Below are 17,333 nucleotides of genomic sequence, written 5' to 3'. Positions count from 1 at the left end.
AAACATGAAAAAGAATTGGAAAAAACTTGCTCAGAATCTGCTCCTGATCCTGGCCGGCAATACAATCTATGCGCTGGCGGTGGCTGCTTTTATTCTGCCGGGAGGCCTGATTACAGGAGGCACTACGGGGCTGGCGATCACGGCGGAATATTATTTCCAGATTCCCATCTCAGTATTCGTATTGCTGTTTAATCTGGTGATGTTTCTGCTGGGGGCTGCTGTGTTGGGAAAGGCTTTTGCGCTTACCACGCTGCTGAGCACTTTCTATTATCCTGTGATTCTGGGCGTATTTCAGAAAATTCCGGCTCTGCAGCACATGACAGAGGACCCGATGCTGGCTACTGTATTTGGAGGGCTGATGATCGGCCTGGCTATCGGCATTGTGATCCGCGCCGGAGCGTCCACCGGAGGCATGGATATCCCGCCTCTGGTTCTGAATAAAAAACTGGGCCTGCCGGTATCTGTGATGCTCTATGGATTTGATGTGACAATTCTGCTGCTGCAGATGACTTTTTCCAATAAAGAGCAGATTTTATATGGAATCCTTCTGGTGCTGATCTACACAATGGTGCTGGACAAGATACTTCTTTTCGGAACAGCGCAGACACAGGTGAAGATCATCACCCGCAGGCACGATGCGGTGTGCCGGGCGGTGATCAGCAGGCTGGACAGAGGCTGTACGCTGATTCATGCCACCACGGGGTATCTGCAGCAGGAACAGCCCATGGTACTGGCAGTGGTATCCAACCGGGAGCTTCCCCAGCTGAACAAGCTGGTTCAGGAGATCGATCCTAAAGCATTTATGGTGGTCAGCAAAGTAAACGAGGTGCGGGGAAGAGGTTTTTCCATCCAGAAATTATATCGAAAGTCAGACGGAACTCCGGAAAACTCAAAAGACGCGCCGCAGAATTAGTCTGCGGCGCGCTGTGCTGGACAATATGAATATTACAGGAGCGGAATTCCCTTTTCTTCCGCCTCTTTTTCCACTTCCTCCGGCCAGATAGAGGACTGCACCTCTCCGATATGGGCTTTGCGCAGGAAAAACATGCAGATCCGGGACTGGCCGATCCCGCCTCCGATGGTGTAGGGCAGTTTATGTTCCAGGAGCGCTTTCTGGAAAGGCATGTTGGCGCGTTCCGGACATCCTGCAGCTTTCAGCTGGCGCATCAGCGCTTCTTCATCCACGCGGATTCCCATGGAGGATAGCTCCAGAGCCGTATCCAGTACAGGATAATATACGATAATATCCCCGTTCAGATTCCAGTCGTCATAATCGGGGGCGCGTCCGTCGTGGGGCATTCCTGAGGCAAGGGCGCCGCCGATCTGTTTCAGGAAGACAGCGCCGTATTCTTTGGCTGCCAGGTATTCCCGTTCTTTGGGTGTTTTTTCAGGGTAGCGGTCTTCCAGCTCCTGAGTGGTGATAAAATGGATTTCTCTGGGGAGAATTTCTTTAACAAAAGAAAAATGATGAGCCACATATTCCTCTGTGCTTTTCAGAGCCTGATAGACATGTGTTACTATTTCTTCCAGTTTTTCTGTGGTGCGCTCTTCTTTTGCAATAATTTTTTCCCAGTCCCACTGGTCCACAAAAAGAGAATGCAGGTTATCGGTATCCTCATCTCTCCGGATTGCGTTCATATCTGTATACAGTCCTTCACCGGGACGAAAACCATAACGGCCCAGCGCATAGCGCTTCCATTTTGCCAGAGAGTGTACGATTTCCACCCTGCGCTCCCCCTGTTCCCGTATCCCAAAGGATACAGGACGTTCCACGCCGTTCAGATTATCATTCAGACCGGATTCCGGCGTAACAAACAGCGGAGCCGACACGCGGGTCAGGTTCAGCTCTTTTGCCAGCACCCGTTCAAAATAGTCTTTTACATATTTGATGCCGATCTCGGTTTCCCGGACGGACATCTGAGGGAGGTATCCCTCTGGAATCAGAAGTTCCTTCACAATCATTGCCTCCTTTTTGCCCCTGTTTCTGTCATTTACATCTTATGCAGTGCTTCATCCCGATAGAGTATATCATATCAGAATTTATTTTGCAGTAAGTTTTTGCATTTTTCCGGGAGCAATTTCATAAAATATTCAGTGAACAACAACTCCGGGAGGGTGAAAACAGGATGCCCAAGAGGAAACTTACATCCCTGCCGCAGGCTCTGGCCGAGCATTTTTCCCTTCCTGAAGATGTGGTTTCCGGCGCGATACTGGTAACGATGGTCGGGAATTGCGGGCTGCGGATAGAAAATCACAGAGGAATTATGCAGTTTACGGACTGCTGCCTGCTGCTGAAAGGCAAGCATAAAAACCTGAGGATTACCGGAAAACGTCTGATAATCCGGCAGTTCACAGCAGAGATTCTGGAAATATCCGGGATGATCGAATCTGTTTCATTTGAAATGGGAGGGCGGAAATGAAAAAGCTGTATCGTTTTCTGACAGGATATGTGGAAATCGTAATTTCCGGAATCGGGCCGGAACGTTTCCTGAATCTTTGCCAGCATCACGGACTGGAACTGTGGGCGCTGCAGGCAAGAGACGACGGTTATCATATCTGTATCAGCCTGGAGAATTTCAAAAAGCTGAAAGGCCTTGTGCGGAAATCCCGCGTGCGCTTGCGCATCTGCAGGCGGACAGGGCTGCCGTTCTGGCTGTACAGAAACCGCAGGCGGAAGCTGATGATGGCTGGAACCGGCTGCTTTTTTCTGCTCCTCTACGCACTGTCGCTGTTCATTTGGGATATCGAATTTCAGGGAAACCTGCATTATACGGACGTGCAGCTGAGAAAATTTTTGCGGCAGAACGGGTATGACTGCGGGATGCTGGTATCTGACGCAGGCTGCGAACAGCTGGAAAAACTGATCCGCAACGCTTACAATGACGTCACCTGGGTATCGGCACAGATCGACGGTACCAGGCTGGTCGTACATATCAAGGAAAACGACGGGTATTTGAAGCTTTCTGCCGGCCAGGCAGAAGAGGAGGAAAAAAGCCCCAGCGATTTGGTGGCCGACGTGTCGGGAACCGTGCAGTCGATTGTGACCAGAAGCGGGACCCCGAAGGTATCTGCCGGTCAGGAGGTCAAGGCCGGGGATGTTCTGATCAGCGGGCTGCTGGAATATACCAATGATTCCCAGGAAATATTCAGCCAGAAATCTGTGGCGGCGGACGGAGACGTTCTGATCGAAACAATTTCTGAATATCAGGATACATTCTCCATGACCGTGCTGGAACAGAAGCCTGTGGCAGGAAAAACAGGATATTTTTTCAGAGTATTTGACCGGCAGTTTTCGCTGTTTTCCCCCGGAACTCCGGGTGATCAGGAAGAACAACTGGTCCAGGAACACCAGATGAAATTATTCGAACACTTTTATCTGCCTCTTTATTGGGGTACAATTGAAAATACCGCCTATGCCCTGGAACAGCACCGTTACACTGAAGAGGAGGCGAGAGCTGAAGGAGAGAAACGACTTGCACAGTATTTGGAAAATTTAGCAAAAAAAACAGTGCAAATATCTTCAAAAAATGTTATAGTACAAATAATAGGGGATAACTGTACTGTCAGCGCGGAAGTGCACGCAGTATACCAGGCTGCAGAACGCCGGCCGATCCCCCAGGAGAATTTACTGCCCAAGGAGAATCAGACAGAACAAAATGAGCATGATTGAAACAATAGTGGATATACCCGCAGAACATCAGGCAAATATCTTCGGCCAATTTGATGTTTTTATGAAAAAAATCGAGCGTACACTTCATGTGACCATGATTTTTCGTGAGGGGGAGCTGAAGATCATCGGCGGGCCCGATACAGTGCAGCGCGCCAAGAGTGTGCTGGATACACTGCTTCAGCTGTCCCTGAGAGGGAATGCCATTGCGGAACAGAATGTGGATTACGCGCTTTCCCTGGCATTTGAGGAAAAGGACAAGGCGCTTCTGGAAATTGACAGGGACGTAATCTGCCGGACCATCAACGGCCGTCCGGTGAAGCCGAAAACCCTGGGACAGAAGCAGTATATTGATGCCATCCGGAAAAAGATGATCGTATTCGGCGTAGGGCCTGCCGGAACCGGCAAAACCTATCTGGCAATGGCAATGGCTATCCAGGCGTTTAAAAACAACGAGGTGGGAAGGATTATTCTCACCAGGCCGGCCATTGAAGCGGGAGAAAAGCTGGGTTTTCTGCCAGGAGACCTGCAGAGCAAAATCGACCCCTACCTGCGGCCGTTGTATGACGCGCTCTATCAGATCATGGGACCCGAAAGTTTCCTGCACAATTCAGAAAAAGGGCTGATAGAAGTGGCGCCCCTGGCCTATATGCGGGGACGGACCCTGGATAACGCTTATATTATTCTGGACGAAGCCCAGAACACCACGCCGGCCCAGATGAAAATGTTCCTGACACGGATTGGTTTCGGCTCCAAGGTGATCGTGACCGGGGATCAGACTCAGAAAGATCTTCCCGGAGGACAGGCCTCCGGACTGGATGTGGCCATGAAGGTGCTCCGCCGTGTGGAAGACATCGCCATGATCCAGCTGACCAACCAGGACGTGGTGCGCCACCCTCTGGTACAGAAGATTGTGAAGGCCTATGAAGAATACGAAAATAAAGGGGAGAAGCCGGGAAAGCGCCCGGGCGTGAGAAGAGGGTATGACAGTCAGCATTGAATACGAAACAGAGAAAGAATTGGGAGTGGAGGACGCGGATCTGCTGATCCGCACAGTAGCGGAGGCAGCTCTGGAATATGAGCAGTGCCCCTATGAAGCGGAAATCAGCGTGCTGGTGACGGATAACCCTTCCATTCAGGAAATCAACAGAGAAAACAGAGGAATTGACGCGCCTACGGATGTGCTGTCATTCCCCATGCTGGAATTTGAATCGCCGGCAGATTTTTCAAAGGTGGAGGAAGAAGGTTTTGATGTCTGTAATCCGGACACCGGAGAACTGCTTTTGGGCGATATTGTGCTGTCTGTGGACAAGATCTGTTCCCAGGCGGAAGAATACGGCCACAGCCGTAAGCGGGAGCTGGCCTTTCTGGTCGCGCACAGCATGCTCCACCTGATGGGATATGACCATATGGAGGAAGAGGAGCGGGCTGTGATGGAACAGCGCCAGGAAGCTGTGCTCCAGAATCTGGGAATCACCAGATAACAGAAATAAAAAACAGAACCGGAGGAAACAGATATGAGGAAACAAAAATTGTGGGCTTTCATCATGGCCGGATGCATGGCGCTTGCCGCCGCCGGCTGCGGAAAAGAGGCGTCAAGTCCTACTGCGCCGTCCCAGACAGGGCAGGTGGTAACACTGGCGCCGACGACTCAGGCTGAGACAAAAACCGGTACAAAAGAAGAAACAACAGATGGGGAGACAAAAGAACAGCTTCCGGAAGGCATGCAGTACAGCTTTCTGACCGGAGAGCTTGTCAGCATAGAACAGGCTCAGAGAAGGCCTGTCGCTCTGATGATCGGGAATACGCAGGCGGCGCTCCCGCAGTACGGTCTATCCAAGGCAGGCGTGATCTATGAAGCGCCGGCAGAGGGAGGAATCAACAGGCTGATGCCGGTCTTTGAAGACTATTCCGGTCTGGACAGGATCGGTTCCCTGCGAAGCGCCAGGACTTATTTTTGCTTTTTCAGCAAGGAATTCGATGCTGTCCTGGGGCATTTCGGAGAGGCTTTTTATGCGCAGCCCTATCTCAACAGCCCGGGGTTCGAGCATTTTGACTGCCTCAGCGATTCAGGATCAGAACTCTTTTTCAGGACATCGGACAGACAATCCCCTCACAATGCATTTACCAGCGGGGAACGGATTGATGCCTCAATGGAGAAAAACGGTTTTTCCACAACTTATCCTGGCGATTATACCGGCCATTTCCAGTTTGTGAAAAACAGCGAAAGCCCGGTGGATTTAAAGGGAGGCGCGGACGCTGTTCTGGTAAATCCCAACTATCCGGTCAATGAGCCATGGTTTGAATACGATGCAGCCAGCGGTCTTTACAAACGGTTTCAGTACGGAGAAGCCCATATGGACGCTGCTGTGAACCAGCAGCTGGCTGTAAAAAATATTATCATTCAGTCCTGTAACATGACCCATTATGACGATACGCCCTATTTGAATTTTGATGTCCAATCCGGCGGCAACGGGTATTTTATCACAGAAGGAAAAGCCGTTCCGGTGACATGGACGAAGGATTCTGAATGGGGACAGACACATTATTTTGGCGCGGACGGAAAAGAAATCCGCCTGAATCAGGGAAAAACCTGGGTCTGCATCGTACAGTCCGACCGGTTCGGCGGAGTGCATTTCCAGTAACAGGATAAAGAGGATAACAGGTCCATGACAGCAAAACAAAAGAAAAACAAAAATAACCAATTTATTATTCAGGGCAGCATCCTGGCAGCCGCAGGCATTATCTCCAGACTGATCGGGATGCTGTACCGTATCCCGATGACGAACATCATCGGAGATCAGGGCAACACTTACTATGGGGCGGCCTACAACATTTACAGCCTGATGCTGCTGCTGTCTTCCTACAGCATGCCTTTGGCGGTTTCCAAACTGATTTCTTCCAGAATTGCCAGAAAAGAATATAAAAATGTTTACAGACTGTTTCACTGTGCTCTGATGATCGCAATTGTCAGCGGGCTGATTTTTTCTTCGCTGACCTTTTTTCTGGCTGACGCTCTGGCCACATATGTGCTCAGGCTGCCGCTGGCTGCTCTTGCGCTGAAAGCTCTTGCGCCGACGATTCTGGTGATGGCTGTGCTGGGAGTGCTTCGGGGATTTTTCCAGGGTATGAACACCATGATCCCCACCGCCTTTTCCCAACTGCTGGAACAGATTATCAATGCTGTGATCAGCGTAGCCGCAGCGTATTTCCTGTACGATATCGGATTTAAAATGCAGGCTGTAGAAGAGGCATCCAAAAATGCGGCTGCCTGGGGCGCTATGGGGGGGACGATCGGTACCGGAGCCGGAGCGCTGCTCGCTCTGGTGTTCTGTGTATGTCTGTTCATGGCTTTCAGAAAGAATCTGCTGCGGGCCGCCCGCCATGACCACGTTTCCGCACAGGAATCTTACGGGCGGATGACAAAGATGCTCATCATGACGATCATTCCTGTTATTCTGAGCACCGCCGCATACAATATGCTGGATCTGGTGGACAACAGCATTTTTGGAAATTATATGACAGGCGTGGGGGCAGCAGAAAAATACAAGAGCATTTACGGTGTGTACACCGGGAAATACCTGCTGCTGATCCATGTTCCCACGGCTTTCGCTTCAGCGCTGTCCTCCTCTGTGGTTCCCAGCCTGACCAGGGCCATGAGTGAGAATAACAGGGCTCAGATGATCGACCGCGCCAGCAGCGGAATACGAATGACAATGCTGATCGCTCTCCCTTCAGCGGTAGGCCTGACAGTCCTGGCGGGACCGATTATTCATCTGCTGTTTCCCCATGACCAGTCGGCGGCGGCGTCTTATCTTACCATCGGTTCTCTTTCCGTTGTATTTTTCTCGCTGGCTACCGTAACCAACGGAATCCTGCAGGGAATCAACAGGATGAGGATTCCGGTGCGCAATGCTGTGATCTCACTGATCGTGCACTGCATTGTGCTGTGCGGCTGCCTGTGGCTGCTGCATATGGATATTTACGGAGTGATTTTCTCATACATTCTTTTCGGCGCAGTCATGAGTACGCTGAACTGCATGGCGATCGAAAAATACCTGGGTTTCCGGTATGAAATTATCAAATGCTTTCTCCTGCCCCTTGCCGCGTCGGCGCTGATGGGCGGAGCGGCCTGGGGCACATATGAGCTGACACATTATCTGGTTCCCAGCAACCTGATTTCTGTGATCGCAGCAATTATCATTGCGGTTCTGGTATATGCTGTCCTCCTACCGCTTTTACGATGTGTAGATGAAGCTGACATTGCGGATCTGCCGATGGGCGGACGCCTGGTGAGGCTGGCGAAAAAACTGCATCTGCTGTAATGGAGACTGGAATGAAATACGATTTAATTGTCATTGGCGGAGGCGCCTCCGGGATGTGCTCAGCCATTGCGGCGGCACGGCGCGGCGCTTCCGTGTGCATACTGGAGCAGGGAAAGCTTCCTGGCCGCAAGCTGCTGGCCACCGGAAATGGAAAATGTAATTATACAAATGAATTGATGGACGCTTCTTATTTCAGAAGTGATGACCCGGCAGGGATCGGCGCTGTTTTAGAACAGTATCCGGCCCCTGCCATTGTAGCGTTTTTTGAGGAGCTGGGAATCCGGCCCATGTCCAGAAACGGGTATCTGTATCCGGCCAGCGGCCAGGCTTCTTCTGTGCGGAAGGCTCTGGAGATGGAATGCCGTTACTTGAAAGTGGCGATTCGCACGGAATTCCGGGCGGAGAAGGCAGAGAAACTTCCGAACGGAGATTTTCAAGTATGGTCCGGGGACGCCTGCTGCCGCGGCAGAAAGCTGGTACTGTCCTGCGGTTCCTGTGCGGCGCCGAAAACCGGCAGCGACGGCAGCGGTTACAGCCTGGCAGCACAGCTGGGACATTCGTTCATACCGCCTGTGCCTGCGCTGGTCCAGCTGGAATGCGCAGGAAAATTCTTCCGAAACTGGTCGGGAGTGCGGGTGCAGGGAAAGGTCACTTTGTTCACCGGAGGGAAAGCAGCCGGAAGCGATCAGGGAGAACTTCAGCTGACGGAATACGGAATCTCAGGAATTCCGGTTTTCCAGGTGAGCCGGTATGCCTCCAAAGCGTTGGCAGGCCATATTCCTGTTGCTGTGGGATTGAACTTTTTTCCGGAGCAAAACCCCAGGAAATTTTCAGAAGAAATGAGCCGTTTTTTGGAGAAACAATCCTATAAAGGGATTTCTGACGCTTTAGGCGGGGCGCTTCCTGAAAAGCTTACAGCAGTGCTGCTGGGAAGAGCAGGAATAAAACCTGATTGGATCTGGCCTTCGATTCCGGTATCCAGACAGAGAATGCTGCTGGGGCTGATGCAGCGGTTCAACCTGGAAGTCAGCGGAACAAAGGGATTTGACAGTGCCCAGGTCTGCGCGGGAGGCGTCCGCCTCAGAGAAATATGTGCTAATACCATGGAGTCACTCCTTGTTCCCGGGCTATATCTGACCGGAGAACTGCTGGATGCCGACGGCCTCTGCGGAGGCTATAACCTGCACTGGGCCTGGGCGACCGGACTGATTGCGGGAAAACATGCAGGAGAAAATTTATGATACGCATCACACAGATAAAAATGGAACCAGGGCACGCGGAGGCTGCATTAAGAAAGAAAGCTGCCGCTCTGCTGCGCCTTCCCCCGTCAGCTATTGCAGAGCTGACAATCAGAAAGCAGTCCATTGACGCCAGAAAAAAACCGGCTCTGCTCCTGGTCTATGAGGTTTTTGTTAAAATGAAGCCTCCCTATGACAGACAAGAGGCCGATCTTGTGAAAAGGCTGCGGAAAAAAGAAATCACGATTGCCGATATCAGACCCTATCGGTTTCCAGAACCAGGAACACAGCCTCTTTCCGGCCCGCCTCTCATCATTGGAACCGGCCCTGCCGGATTGTTCTGCGGCCTGATTCTGGCCCGGGCAGGATACCGCCCTGTGCTCATTGAGCGTGGGGCGGCAGTGGAAGAAAGGCTGAAAGATGTGGAGGCCTTTTGGAGCAGCGGAACGCTCAAAGCAGATTCCAACGTGCAGTTCGGAGAAGGCGGGGCGGGCGCTTTTTCCGACGGCAAGCTGAATACTCTGGTAAAGGATGTCTCCGGCAGGAACAGAAAAGTTCTGGAACTGCTGGCGGAGGCGGGAGCCCCTGAGGAAATCCTATGGCAAAACAAACCCCATATCGGAACAGACCTGCTGCGCCGGGCCGTTAAAAATATCCGGGAGGAGATATTGCGGCTGGGCGGCCAGGTACTTTTCCACTGCAAGGCGTCTGACCTGATTGTACAGGATGGACGGGTGTGCGGAATTGTTTTGGAAGACGGGAAGACCATAGAGGCCGGAGCTGTTGTGCTGGCGGTAGGGCACAGCGCAAGAGATACCTTTGAAATGCTTCATAGGCACCAGATTTCCATGCACAGCAAGGCATTTGCCGTGGGCCTGCGCATTGAGCACCCCCAGGATATGGTGACCCTGGCCCAGTATGGGAGCACAGAGCTTCCCGGCCTTCCGGCGGCAGATTACAAGCTGACCCATACCTGTGGGAATGGAAGAGGGGTTTATACCTTCTGTATGTGTCCGGGAGGATATGTGGTAAACGCCTCGTCAGAAGCCGGCCGCCTGGCGACAAATGGGATGAGCTATCACGCCAGAGACGGTAAAAACGCAAACAGCGCTGTGATCGTGACGGTGACGCCGGAAGATTTCGGAGGAACAGGTCCCTTATCCGGCATGGAGTTTCAAAGAAGGCTGGAAGAAGCTGCGTACAGGGCGGGAAACGGGAAGATTCCCGTTCAGCTCTTTGGCGATTTCTGTTTGGACAGAATTTCTTCCGGGCTGGGGCGGATCATTCCTGCAATCAAAGGAACCTGGCAGTTCGGGGACCTGCGCAGCATTCTCCCCCCGGAAGCGGCTGTCAGCCTGGAAGAAGGAATTCGCGCTTTCGGGAAAAAAATAAAGGGATTTGACAGGCCGGACGCGGTCCTTTCCGGCATTGAGAGCAGAACCTCCTCCCCGGTGCGTATCGACCGGGACGACCGTCTGGAGAGCAGCCTAAAGGGGTTGTACCCCTGCGGAGAGGGCGCCGGATATGCAGGAGGAATCACCTCCGCCGCCATGGACGGGATGAAAGTGGCAGAGGAAATTATCTCCCGTTATGCCAGGCCGGGATTTGACGAATCGGATGAAATAGTGTAAAATAGAAAAGATTTCATACAAAGGAGAAAACCAATGCGGGAACATTTGCAGGGAAAGAAAAGGATTGTGATCAAAATCGGGTCTTCCTCCCTCACCCATGCCGCCACCGGCATGCTGGATCTGCGGAAACTGGAGAAGCTGGTACGTCTGCTGTGCGATCTGCGGGGCGAGGGAAGGGACGTGGTCCTGGTTTCGTCTGGGGCGATTGCGGTGGGATGTACGGCCATGGGGTTTGGCAAAAAGCCTGACCGTGTGGAAGAGAAACAGGCCATGGCGGCCATCGGGCAGGCGCGTCTGATGATGACCTATCAGAAGCTGTTCGGCGAATACCAGCAGACCGCGGCTCAGATCCTGATGACGAAAAATACCATGCTGAATGACTTAAGCCGCAGAAACGCCCGCAATACATTTGAAGAGCTGCTGAAACTGGGCGTGATCCCAGTTGTTAATGAAAATGACACCGTGTCTACCTATGAGATTCAGTTCGGAGACAACGACCGGCTGTCCGCTCTGGTGGCGGCGCTGATTCAGGCGGATCTTCTGGTGCTGCTTTCCGATATCGACGGGCTGTACAGCGACGACCCGCACCAGAACCCCCAGGCGGAATTTATCAGCCTGGTTCCGGAAATCACCGCAGAGCTGGCCGGGATGGGCAAGGCCACTTCTTCCAGCGGCGTGGGGACCGGAGGAATGGCTGCGAAATTGGAGGCTGCGCGGATTGCCACAGACGCCGGGGCAGATATGGTGATCTGCAACGGATCAGATATAGAGAACCTGGCCAGAGTGATGGAAGGGCAGGAAACAGGAACTTTGTTCCTGGCCCATAAAAATCTGAACTTTGACCTGATCGATTATATTTCGCGCTAAAAGGAGACTGAAACTATGGATATCCGGATGATTCACGGTGTCCCTCATATGGAGTGCCGGTATCTGGGCGGAGGCAAGGTGCTGCAGCTGACAGATGCCGGAACGGACCGCAGGTTTGGATTCAGAACCATGAATGCAAGCATATATTGGGGGAAAGAAAACCGCGTACAGGAAATCGAACCGCAGATGGAGAAGCATCGTATGGGAGAATTCTATTTTGCGGAGCATGAGCGGAATTATACCTATTTCTTTCATCTGGAAGCGATAGAAGGGGCAGCGGACCGAATGGAGTGCGTGCTGTACCGCTACCTCCTGGAAGAACAGAAAATGGAGGAGCTGCTTCGTTTTACTGACAGGCCGTCCCTGTATCAGAAGGATAAGCAGCTGAAGGTTTTTGTCCTGAACGCAAATTATATTCTCCTGCAGTTCGCCTACAGACGGTCTACGCTGGACAATACACATGAAGGATATTATGATTTTGAGCAGGTTCTTTACGATCTGGATGAGAAACTGAAGTACCAGGTGACGGAGGAAAATATTTCCGCTTACGGTATTGAAACGATCTTTCCTCTGGAAAGAAATCTCTGTGCGGTGCGGGTTGGATATTCCCAGATGGAGGGAGGATTTTCCAGTTTTACAAAAGGAGACGCGCCGGTAGAGCTTCTTGGAATCATCCCCATCACCCAGATGATATCCGAGCTGATCCTGTCCCAGAGCCAGCTGTCGATGGAAGTCATCTGCAGCGTTCAGTTTTATGAAACAATTTACGGGCTGAGCATGACAGGAGACCATTTGATATTTTCCAGGGTGTTCCGGGAAAACGAAGGCCGGGAACTGGTGAATTATAATTGGAAGACAAAAGAAATTCAGCGCTATCCCTATAAAAAATCTGCAGGGGAAGAATTGCCGGGCACAGGGTGTCTGATTCAGGGAAGGCCTTATCTGGTCAATGGGGACAGCAGCCATGCCCACCTGGTGCCCCTGGATAAAAGAAACGGCGAAATCCGTTTTCAAAACAGATCCAGGCTGGCGGGAATTGCAGGAAATCTGCTGTGCATTGAAAATATGCGGAAAAAGATGTTTACCGGCAGACAGGAAACAGTCTATGAGGTCTATCAATATCCCGAGATGAAACAACTGCTGAGGGAGAGAGGGGCAGGGCTTTGCTGGCTGGAAGCGCCGGATTTGAATATAGTTTATATGTTTCTCTGCAATGAGGAGGAATAAAATGAAACCTGCAGGATTGGTGCTGGAAGGCGGCGGAAACCGCGGTATTTTTACCTCAGGAGTATTGGATTATCTGATGGAGAGACAAGTATATCTTCCCTACGTGATCGGGGTTTCCTGCGGGGCCTGCAATGGAATCGACTACATTTCCAGGCAGCCCGGACGGACAAAGAGCTGTATCACTGCCTGCGACGGAGAGGAAGAGCCTGTCATGGGTTTATCAAAATTGTTCCGGACCGGATACTATATTGATATGGACACAGTATTTCATACATATCCCATGGAGCTGGTGCCCTTTGACTTTGAAACTTATTTTTCATCTTCCGCGAGGATAGAACTGGTGGTGACGAATTGCATGACCGGAAGGGCGGAATACTGGGATGAAAGGAAGGACAGGGACCGGCTCATGCAGATCGTACGTGCGTCCAGCTCCCTTCCGTTTGTGTCTCCTATGGTGGATCTGGACGGCATCCCCTATCTGGACGGAGGCCTGGCGGATTCCATCCCCATACGCAGGGCGCTTCATGAAGGATATAAAAAGGCTGTAATTGTGCTCACCAGGCCGGCGGGATACCGAAAAACTGCGGGGAGGGCTTCCGTCAGGCTGGCGGTGATGAAGTACAGGGCGTATCCGGAATTGGTAAAGGCTCTGTTTCACCGTCATGAAATCTATAATAAGTCTCTGGAGCTGGTGGAACGGCTGGAAGCAGAGGGCAGAGTTTTCGTGATCCGTCCGAAAGCCCCTGTAATCGGCAGAACAGAGCAGAAATTGGAAAAATTGGAACAGTTCTATCAGCATGGCTACCTGACCATGCAGGAACAGTATGGCGCACTGATGGAATATTTGGAGAAATGAGGGCGAAATGATAGACCAGAAAACGATAGACCGGATTAACGAACTCTACCACAAGAAACAGGCCCAGGGGCTGACGCCCGAGGAAGAGGCGGAGCAGGCTCATTTAAGGGGCGCTTACATCAGAGCGTTCCGGGAAAATCTGAGAGGTTCCCTGGAAACCATCAAGATTCAGAACCCTGACGGGACGATCATTGATGTAAAGAAACGTCATGATGAGAAAATGGAACGGGAAGCGGAAAATGGAGAGAAAAGAGATCCGGAACTGGATGCGGAGGCAGCGGGAGAAGCTTTCTGTACCGGAGAAAACAAAGAAGGATGAGCAGCTGTTTCAGAATATGGCATTGCTGACGGAGGAATACCTTCGGAAGCAGCCAAAGGGCACCGTCTGCTGCTATGTCTCTCTTGAGAATGAGGCGGATACCAGACAGTTTCTGTCCTGGACGCTGGAGCGCGGCCTTTTTCTGGCTGTCCCCAGAGTCAGAGGACGGGAGATGGAGTTTTGTAAAATTGTCTCTCTGAAGGCGCTGGTTCCCGGCTGCCATGGGATTTTAGAACCAGAGACAGCCTGTGCGGCGGAAACGCCAGAACAGGGATTGATGTTGATACCTGGCCTGGCTTTTGACAGAGCCGGAAACCGGTTGGGGTATGGCGGAGGATACTATGACAGGTATCTGAGGAAGAATCCTCAGTTTCTCAAAGCGGGGATCTCTTATGAGTTTCAGATCATGGACCGGCTTCCCGCAGAAGAATGGGATGTGCCGGTGGATTGGATTGTTACGGAGGTGGGAATATGCAAGATTACGGACTGACAGAAATCGGCAGAAAAGCCAGGAAAGCTTCCAGAATACTGAATACTGCCGGATGCCTGCTGAAAAATAAGGTGCTCGTCCAGGCGGCGCTGGCTCTTGAAGAGAATCAGGAACACCTTATGGAGGCCAACGCAAAAGATGTGGCAGCGGCAGAAGCTGCCGGAATGAAGCATTCTTTAATAGACCGGCTGAAATTGACTCCTGAAAGAATTAAAGGCATTTCAGAAGGATTGCGCCAGATTGCATCTCTGGAAGACCCTGTGGGTGAGGTCCTATCCATGAAGAAGCGTCCTAATGGGCTGATGATCGGCCAAAAGCGGGTACCCATCGGCGTGGTGGGCATTATTTATGAATCCCGTCCCAATGTGACGGCGGACGCTTTCGGCCTCTGCTTTAAAGCAGGCAATGCGGTGATTCTGAAAGGCGGAAGCGACGCTCTGGCTTCTAACCAGGCCATTGTAAAGGTAATCGGACAAGTTCTGGAAGCCAACGGCCTTCCTGCATCCTGCGTGCAGCTGGTAGCCTCTGCGGACCGGGAAGCCGCCAGGCAGATGATGCGGCTGAACCAGTATATTGATGTGCTGATTCCCAGGGGCGGAGCGGGACTGATCCGCAGCGTGGTGGAGAATTCCACAGTACCCGTGATTGAAACGGGGACGGGAAACTGCCATATCTATGTGGATGAGAGCGCGGATTTTGCCATGGCGCTGGACATCATTGAGAATGCGAAAACCCAGCGCACAGGTGTATGCAATGCCTGTGAGTCTCTGGTTGTGCACAGCGTTGTTGCAGAGAAGTTTCTTCCGCTGCTGGCAAAACGCCTGTCCCCAAAGCAGGTGGAGCTGCGGGGAGACAGCAGGGCGGCCGGGGCGGAGAGATCTGTCCTTTCCGCTTCAGAGGAGGACTGGGGAACAGAATATCTGGATTTGATCCTCTCCATAAAAACAGTGGATTCTCTGGAAGAAGCTATTTCGCATATCAACCGTTATAATACCGGCCATTCTGAGTGCATTGTAACAGAAAACTATGCCAATGCTCAGAAATTTCTGGATGAAGTGGACGCGGCGGCAGTTTATGTCAATGCTTCCACCAGATTTACCGATGGGTTTGAGTTTGGCTTCGGCGCGGAAATCGGCATCAGCACCCAGAAGCTGCATGCCCGGGGCCCTATGGGTTTAGAGGCATTGACTTCTACAAAATATATAATATACGGAAACGGGCAGGTTCGTCCGTGAATTTGGAGAAAAGCATGAGTCAGAAAAAAGATTGGATGCTGCCGGACTTTTCCGAAGCGCCGGAAGCAGAACCGGATCGGCAGTATTATTTTATCAGCCAGGTGAAGAAACTGGTGCGGCAGCGCAGCGGAGAGCTGGGCAGGCCGTTGAAGGTGTTCAGCCTGGTGGTGGGCTGCCAGATGAACGCCAGGGATTCTGAAAAGCTGCTGGGTATTCTGGAACAGGCAGGTTATGTGCAGACAGACCAGGAGGAGGATGCTGATCTGGTGATCTATAATACCTGTACGGTGCGGGAAAACGCCAACCAGAAGGTATACGGCCGCCTTGGGCATCTGAATAACCTGAAAAAACAGAATCCGGAACTGAAGATCGCGCTCTGCGGCTGTATGATGCAGGAACCGCATGTGGTGGACGCCATAAAGAAAAGTTACCGTTTTGTGGATCTGGTATTCGGGACCCACAATATTTACAAACTCGCGGAACTTCTTTATCTGCGCCTGATCACAGGACAGATGGTGATTGAAGTATGGGACGGCGCGGCCGAGATCGTGGAGGACCTGCCGGTTGACCGGAAATATCCGTTTAAATCCGGAGTGAATATCATGTTTGGCTGCAATAATTTCTGCAGCTACTGTATTGTGCCCTATGTGAGGGGCAGGGAGAGGAGCAGGAATCCGGAAGATATTCTCCGGGAGATCCGCCGCCTGGTCTCTGAAGGCGTGGTGGAAGTAATGCTTCTGGGACAGAATGTGAATTCCTATGGGAAGAATCTGGATACGCCGGTCTCCTTTGCAGAACTGCTGCGCCGCATTGAACAGATTGAAGGCCTGGAACGAATCCGCTTTATGACTTCCCATCCAAAGGATTTATCCGATGAGCTGATTGAAGTGATGCGTTGTTCCCAAAAGATCTGCCGTCATTTCCATCTGCCCCTGCAGTCAGGCAGCACCAGGATTCTGGAACGGATGAACCGGCGCTATACAAAAGAGCAGTTTTTAGAAATTGTGGGGAAACTCAAAAAAGCCATGCCGGATCTTTCCCTGACAACGGATATCATTGTGGGCTTTCCCGGCGAGACAGAAGAAGATTTTCTGGAAACCATGGATGTGGTGAGAAAAGCCAGATTTGACAGCGCATTTACTTTTATATATTCCAAACGCACCGGAACTCCGGCCGCGTCCATGGAAGATCAGGTGCCTGAAAATGAGGTAAAGGACCGGTTTGACAGGCTTCTGGCCCTGGTGCAGCAGATCGGCCAGGAAGAAAGCGGCAGGGACGCGGGAACAGTGCAAAAGGTGCTGGTGGAGGAAGTGAACCGGCAGGACGAATGCATGGTAACCGGGCGTCTGGGCAATAACGTTCTGGTGCATTTTCCGGGAGACGCTTCTCTGATCGGGACGATTATCCCGGTGAAGCTGACAGAATCCAGAGGTTTTTATTATCTGGGCGAACAAATTACAGAAGAGGAGTAAAGAAGT

Annotated in this window: 17 protein-coding genes; 16 read left to right on the top strand and 1 reads right to left on the bottom strand. The window is 51.7% G+C overall.

Annotation, left to right across the window (positions count from 1 at the left end):
- Positions 1 to 4: 4 nt before the first annotated feature.
- The gene (locus EV209_RS13285) at positions 5 to 913 is read left to right on the top strand and encodes a YitT family protein (protein ID WP_130435961.1); all 909 of its coding nucleotides are present in this window, start codon (positions 5 to 7) and stop codon (positions 911 to 913) included.
- A gap of 32 nt (positions 914 to 945) precedes the next feature.
- Here the strand turns inward: EV209_RS13285 and asnA are convergent, their stop codons facing one another.
- Entirely contained in the window at positions 946 to 1,956 is a 1,011-nt protein-coding gene (gene asnA, locus EV209_RS13280; RefSeq protein WP_130435960.1) for an aspartate--ammonia ligase, read from the bottom strand.
- A 170-nt stretch (positions 1,957 to 2,126) separates the two neighbouring features.
- Here asnA and EV209_RS13275 point away from each other — a divergent pair, with 170 nt between their 5' ends.
- Genes EV209_RS13275 through miaB form a run of 15 tightly spaced genes read left to right on the top strand, consistent with a single transcriptional unit; the run spans position 2,127 to position 17,327 of the window.
- Complete coding sequence (locus EV209_RS13275; RefSeq protein ID WP_130435959.1) at positions 2,127 to 2,420, top strand: YabP/YqfC family sporulation protein; 294 nt, start codon at positions 2,127 to 2,129, stop codon at positions 2,418 to 2,420.
- Positions 2,417 to 3,670 (top strand): sporulation protein YqfD, encoded by a 1,254-nt coding sequence (locus EV209_RS13270; RefSeq protein WP_130435958.1) that lies wholly within the window; start codon positions 2,417 to 2,419, stop codon positions 3,668 to 3,670. Before EV209_RS13275 ends, EV209_RS13270 begins: the two co-directional genes overlap by 4 nt.
- Positions 3,657 to 4,667 (top strand): PhoH family protein, encoded by a 1,011-nt coding sequence (locus EV209_RS13265; protein ID WP_130435957.1) that lies wholly within the window; start codon positions 3,657 to 3,659, stop codon positions 4,665 to 4,667. The genes EV209_RS13270 and EV209_RS13265 overlap by 14 nt, the downstream gene beginning before the upstream one ends.
- A complete protein-coding gene (ybeY, locus tag EV209_RS13260) occupies positions 4,651 to 5,151 on the top strand; it encodes an rRNA maturation RNase YbeY (RefSeq protein ID WP_130435956.1) in 501 nt (166 codons plus the stop codon). Before EV209_RS13265 ends, ybeY begins: the two co-directional genes overlap by 17 nt.
- A gap of 33 nt (positions 5,152 to 5,184) precedes the next feature.
- Entirely contained in the window at positions 5,185 to 6,312 is a 1,128-nt protein-coding gene (locus EV209_RS13255; protein WP_130435955.1) for a DUF3048 domain-containing protein, read from the top strand.
- A gap of 24 nt (positions 6,313 to 6,336) precedes the next feature.
- Positions 6,337 to 7,992: a putative polysaccharide biosynthesis protein gene (locus EV209_RS13250; protein ID WP_130435954.1), complete on the top strand. Its 1,656-nt coding sequence runs from the start codon at positions 6,337 to 6,339 to the stop codon at positions 7,990 to 7,992.
- Positions 7,993 to 8,003: 11 nt separating this feature from the next.
- On the top strand, positions 8,004 to 9,233 hold the full coding sequence (locus tag EV209_RS13245) for a BaiN/RdsA family NAD(P)/FAD-dependent oxidoreductase (protein ID WP_165388931.1): 1,230 nt from the start codon (positions 8,004 to 8,006) through the stop codon (positions 9,231 to 9,233).
- Positions 9,230 to 10,861, top strand: coding sequence for an NAD(P)/FAD-dependent oxidoreductase (locus tag EV209_RS13240; protein ID WP_130435952.1), 1,632 nt, complete (start codon positions 9,230 to 9,232; stop codon positions 10,859 to 10,861). Before EV209_RS13245 ends, EV209_RS13240 begins: the two co-directional genes overlap by 4 nt.
- A gap of 33 nt (positions 10,862 to 10,894) precedes the next feature.
- Positions 10,895 to 11,728: a glutamate 5-kinase gene (gene proB, locus EV209_RS13235; protein WP_130435951.1), complete on the top strand. Its 834-nt coding sequence runs from the start codon at positions 10,895 to 10,897 to the stop codon at positions 11,726 to 11,728.
- Between the two features lie 15 nt (positions 11,729 to 11,743).
- Positions 11,744 to 12,955 (top strand): hypothetical protein, encoded by a 1,212-nt coding sequence (locus tag EV209_RS13230; RefSeq protein WP_130435950.1) that lies wholly within the window; start codon positions 11,744 to 11,746, stop codon positions 12,953 to 12,955.
- Position 12,956: 1 nt separating this feature from the next.
- Entirely contained in the window at positions 12,957 to 13,811 is an 855-nt protein-coding gene (locus tag EV209_RS13225; RefSeq protein ID WP_130435949.1) for a patatin-like phospholipase family protein, read from the top strand.
- Between the two features lie 7 nt (positions 13,812 to 13,818).
- Positions 13,819 to 14,130: a DUF896 domain-containing protein gene (locus EV209_RS17105; RefSeq protein WP_330521218.1), complete on the top strand. Its 312-nt coding sequence runs from the start codon at positions 13,819 to 13,821 to the stop codon at positions 14,128 to 14,130.
- The gene (locus tag EV209_RS13215) at positions 14,051 to 14,620 is read left to right on the top strand and encodes a 5-formyltetrahydrofolate cyclo-ligase (protein WP_165388930.1); all 570 of its coding nucleotides are present in this window, start codon (positions 14,051 to 14,053) and stop codon (positions 14,618 to 14,620) included. Before EV209_RS17105 ends, EV209_RS13215 begins: the two co-directional genes overlap by 80 nt.
- Positions 14,602 to 15,855, top strand: a complete 1,254-nt coding sequence (locus tag EV209_RS13210; protein WP_130435947.1) for a glutamate-5-semialdehyde dehydrogenase — start codon at positions 14,602 to 14,604, stop codon at positions 15,853 to 15,855. The genes EV209_RS13215 and EV209_RS13210 overlap by 19 nt, the downstream gene beginning before the upstream one ends.
- 14 nt (positions 15,856 to 15,869) lie before the next feature.
- A complete protein-coding gene (gene miaB, locus EV209_RS13205) occupies positions 15,870 to 17,327 on the top strand; it encodes a tRNA (N6-isopentenyl adenosine(37)-C2)-methylthiotransferase MiaB (protein WP_130435946.1) in 1,458 nt (485 codons plus the stop codon).
- Positions 17,328 to 17,333: the final 6 nt, after the last annotated feature.

The sequence above is a fragment of the Cuneatibacter caecimuris genome (assembly GCF_004216775.1).
GTDB classification, from domain to species: Bacteria; Bacillota; Clostridia; order Lachnospirales; family Lachnospiraceae; genus Cuneatibacter; species Cuneatibacter caecimuris.
The sequence above is the reverse complement of the archived record's forward strand: the minus strand, read 5'-3'. Positions and strand labels throughout refer to the sequence as shown.

Excerpts from the sequence above, each read along its gene's own strand:
- EV209_RS13230 (WP_130435950.1), top strand. The coding sequence starts at position 11,744 with ATGGATATCCGGATGATTCACGGTGTCCCTCATATGGAGTGCCGGTAT.
- EV209_RS13265 (WP_130435957.1), top strand. The coding sequence starts at position 3,657 with ATGAGCATGATTGAAACAATAGTGGATATACCCGCAGAACATCAGGCA.
- EV209_RS13270 (WP_130435958.1), top strand. The coding sequence starts at position 2,417 with ATGAAAAAGCTGTATCGTTTTCTGACAGGATATGTGGAAATCGTAATT.
- EV209_RS13285 (WP_130435961.1), top strand. The coding sequence starts at position 5 with ATGAAAAAGAATTGGAAAAAACTTGCTCAGAATCTGCTCCTGATCCTG.
- EV209_RS13275 (WP_130435959.1), top strand. The coding sequence starts at position 2,127 with ATGCCCAAGAGGAAACTTACATCCCTGCCGCAGGCTCTGGCCGAGCAT.
- EV209_RS13255 (WP_130435955.1), top strand. The coding sequence starts at position 5,185 with ATGAGGAAACAAAAATTGTGGGCTTTCATCATGGCCGGATGCATGGCG.
- EV209_RS13225 (WP_130435949.1), top strand. The coding sequence starts at position 12,957 with ATGAAACCTGCAGGATTGGTGCTGGAAGGCGGCGGAAACCGCGGTATT.
- EV209_RS13250 (WP_130435954.1), top strand. The coding sequence starts at position 6,337 with ATGACAGCAAAACAAAAGAAAAACAAAAATAACCAATTTATTATTCAG.
- ybeY (WP_130435956.1), top strand. The coding sequence starts at position 4,651 with ATGACAGTCAGCATTGAATACGAAACAGAGAAAGAATTGGGAGTGGAG.
- EV209_RS13210 (WP_130435947.1), top strand. The coding sequence starts at position 14,602 with ATGCAAGATTACGGACTGACAGAAATCGGCAGAAAAGCCAGGAAAGCT.
- EV209_RS13245 (WP_165388931.1), top strand. The coding sequence starts at position 8,004 with ATGAAATACGATTTAATTGTCATTGGCGGAGGCGCCTCCGGGATGTGC.
- miaB (WP_130435946.1), top strand. The coding sequence starts at position 15,870 with ATGAGTCAGAAAAAAGATTGGATGCTGCCGGACTTTTCCGAAGCGCCG.
- EV209_RS13215 (WP_165388930.1), top strand. The coding sequence starts at position 14,051 with ATGGAGAGAAAAGAGATCCGGAACTGGATGCGGAGGCAGCGGGAGAAG.
- EV209_RS13240 (WP_130435952.1), top strand. The coding sequence starts at position 9,230 with ATGATACGCATCACACAGATAAAAATGGAACCAGGGCACGCGGAGGCT.
- EV209_RS17105 (WP_330521218.1), top strand. The coding sequence starts at position 13,819 with ATGATAGACCAGAAAACGATAGACCGGATTAACGAACTCTACCACAAG.
- proB (WP_130435951.1), top strand. The coding sequence starts at position 10,895 with ATGCGGGAACATTTGCAGGGAAAGAAAAGGATTGTGATCAAAATCGGG.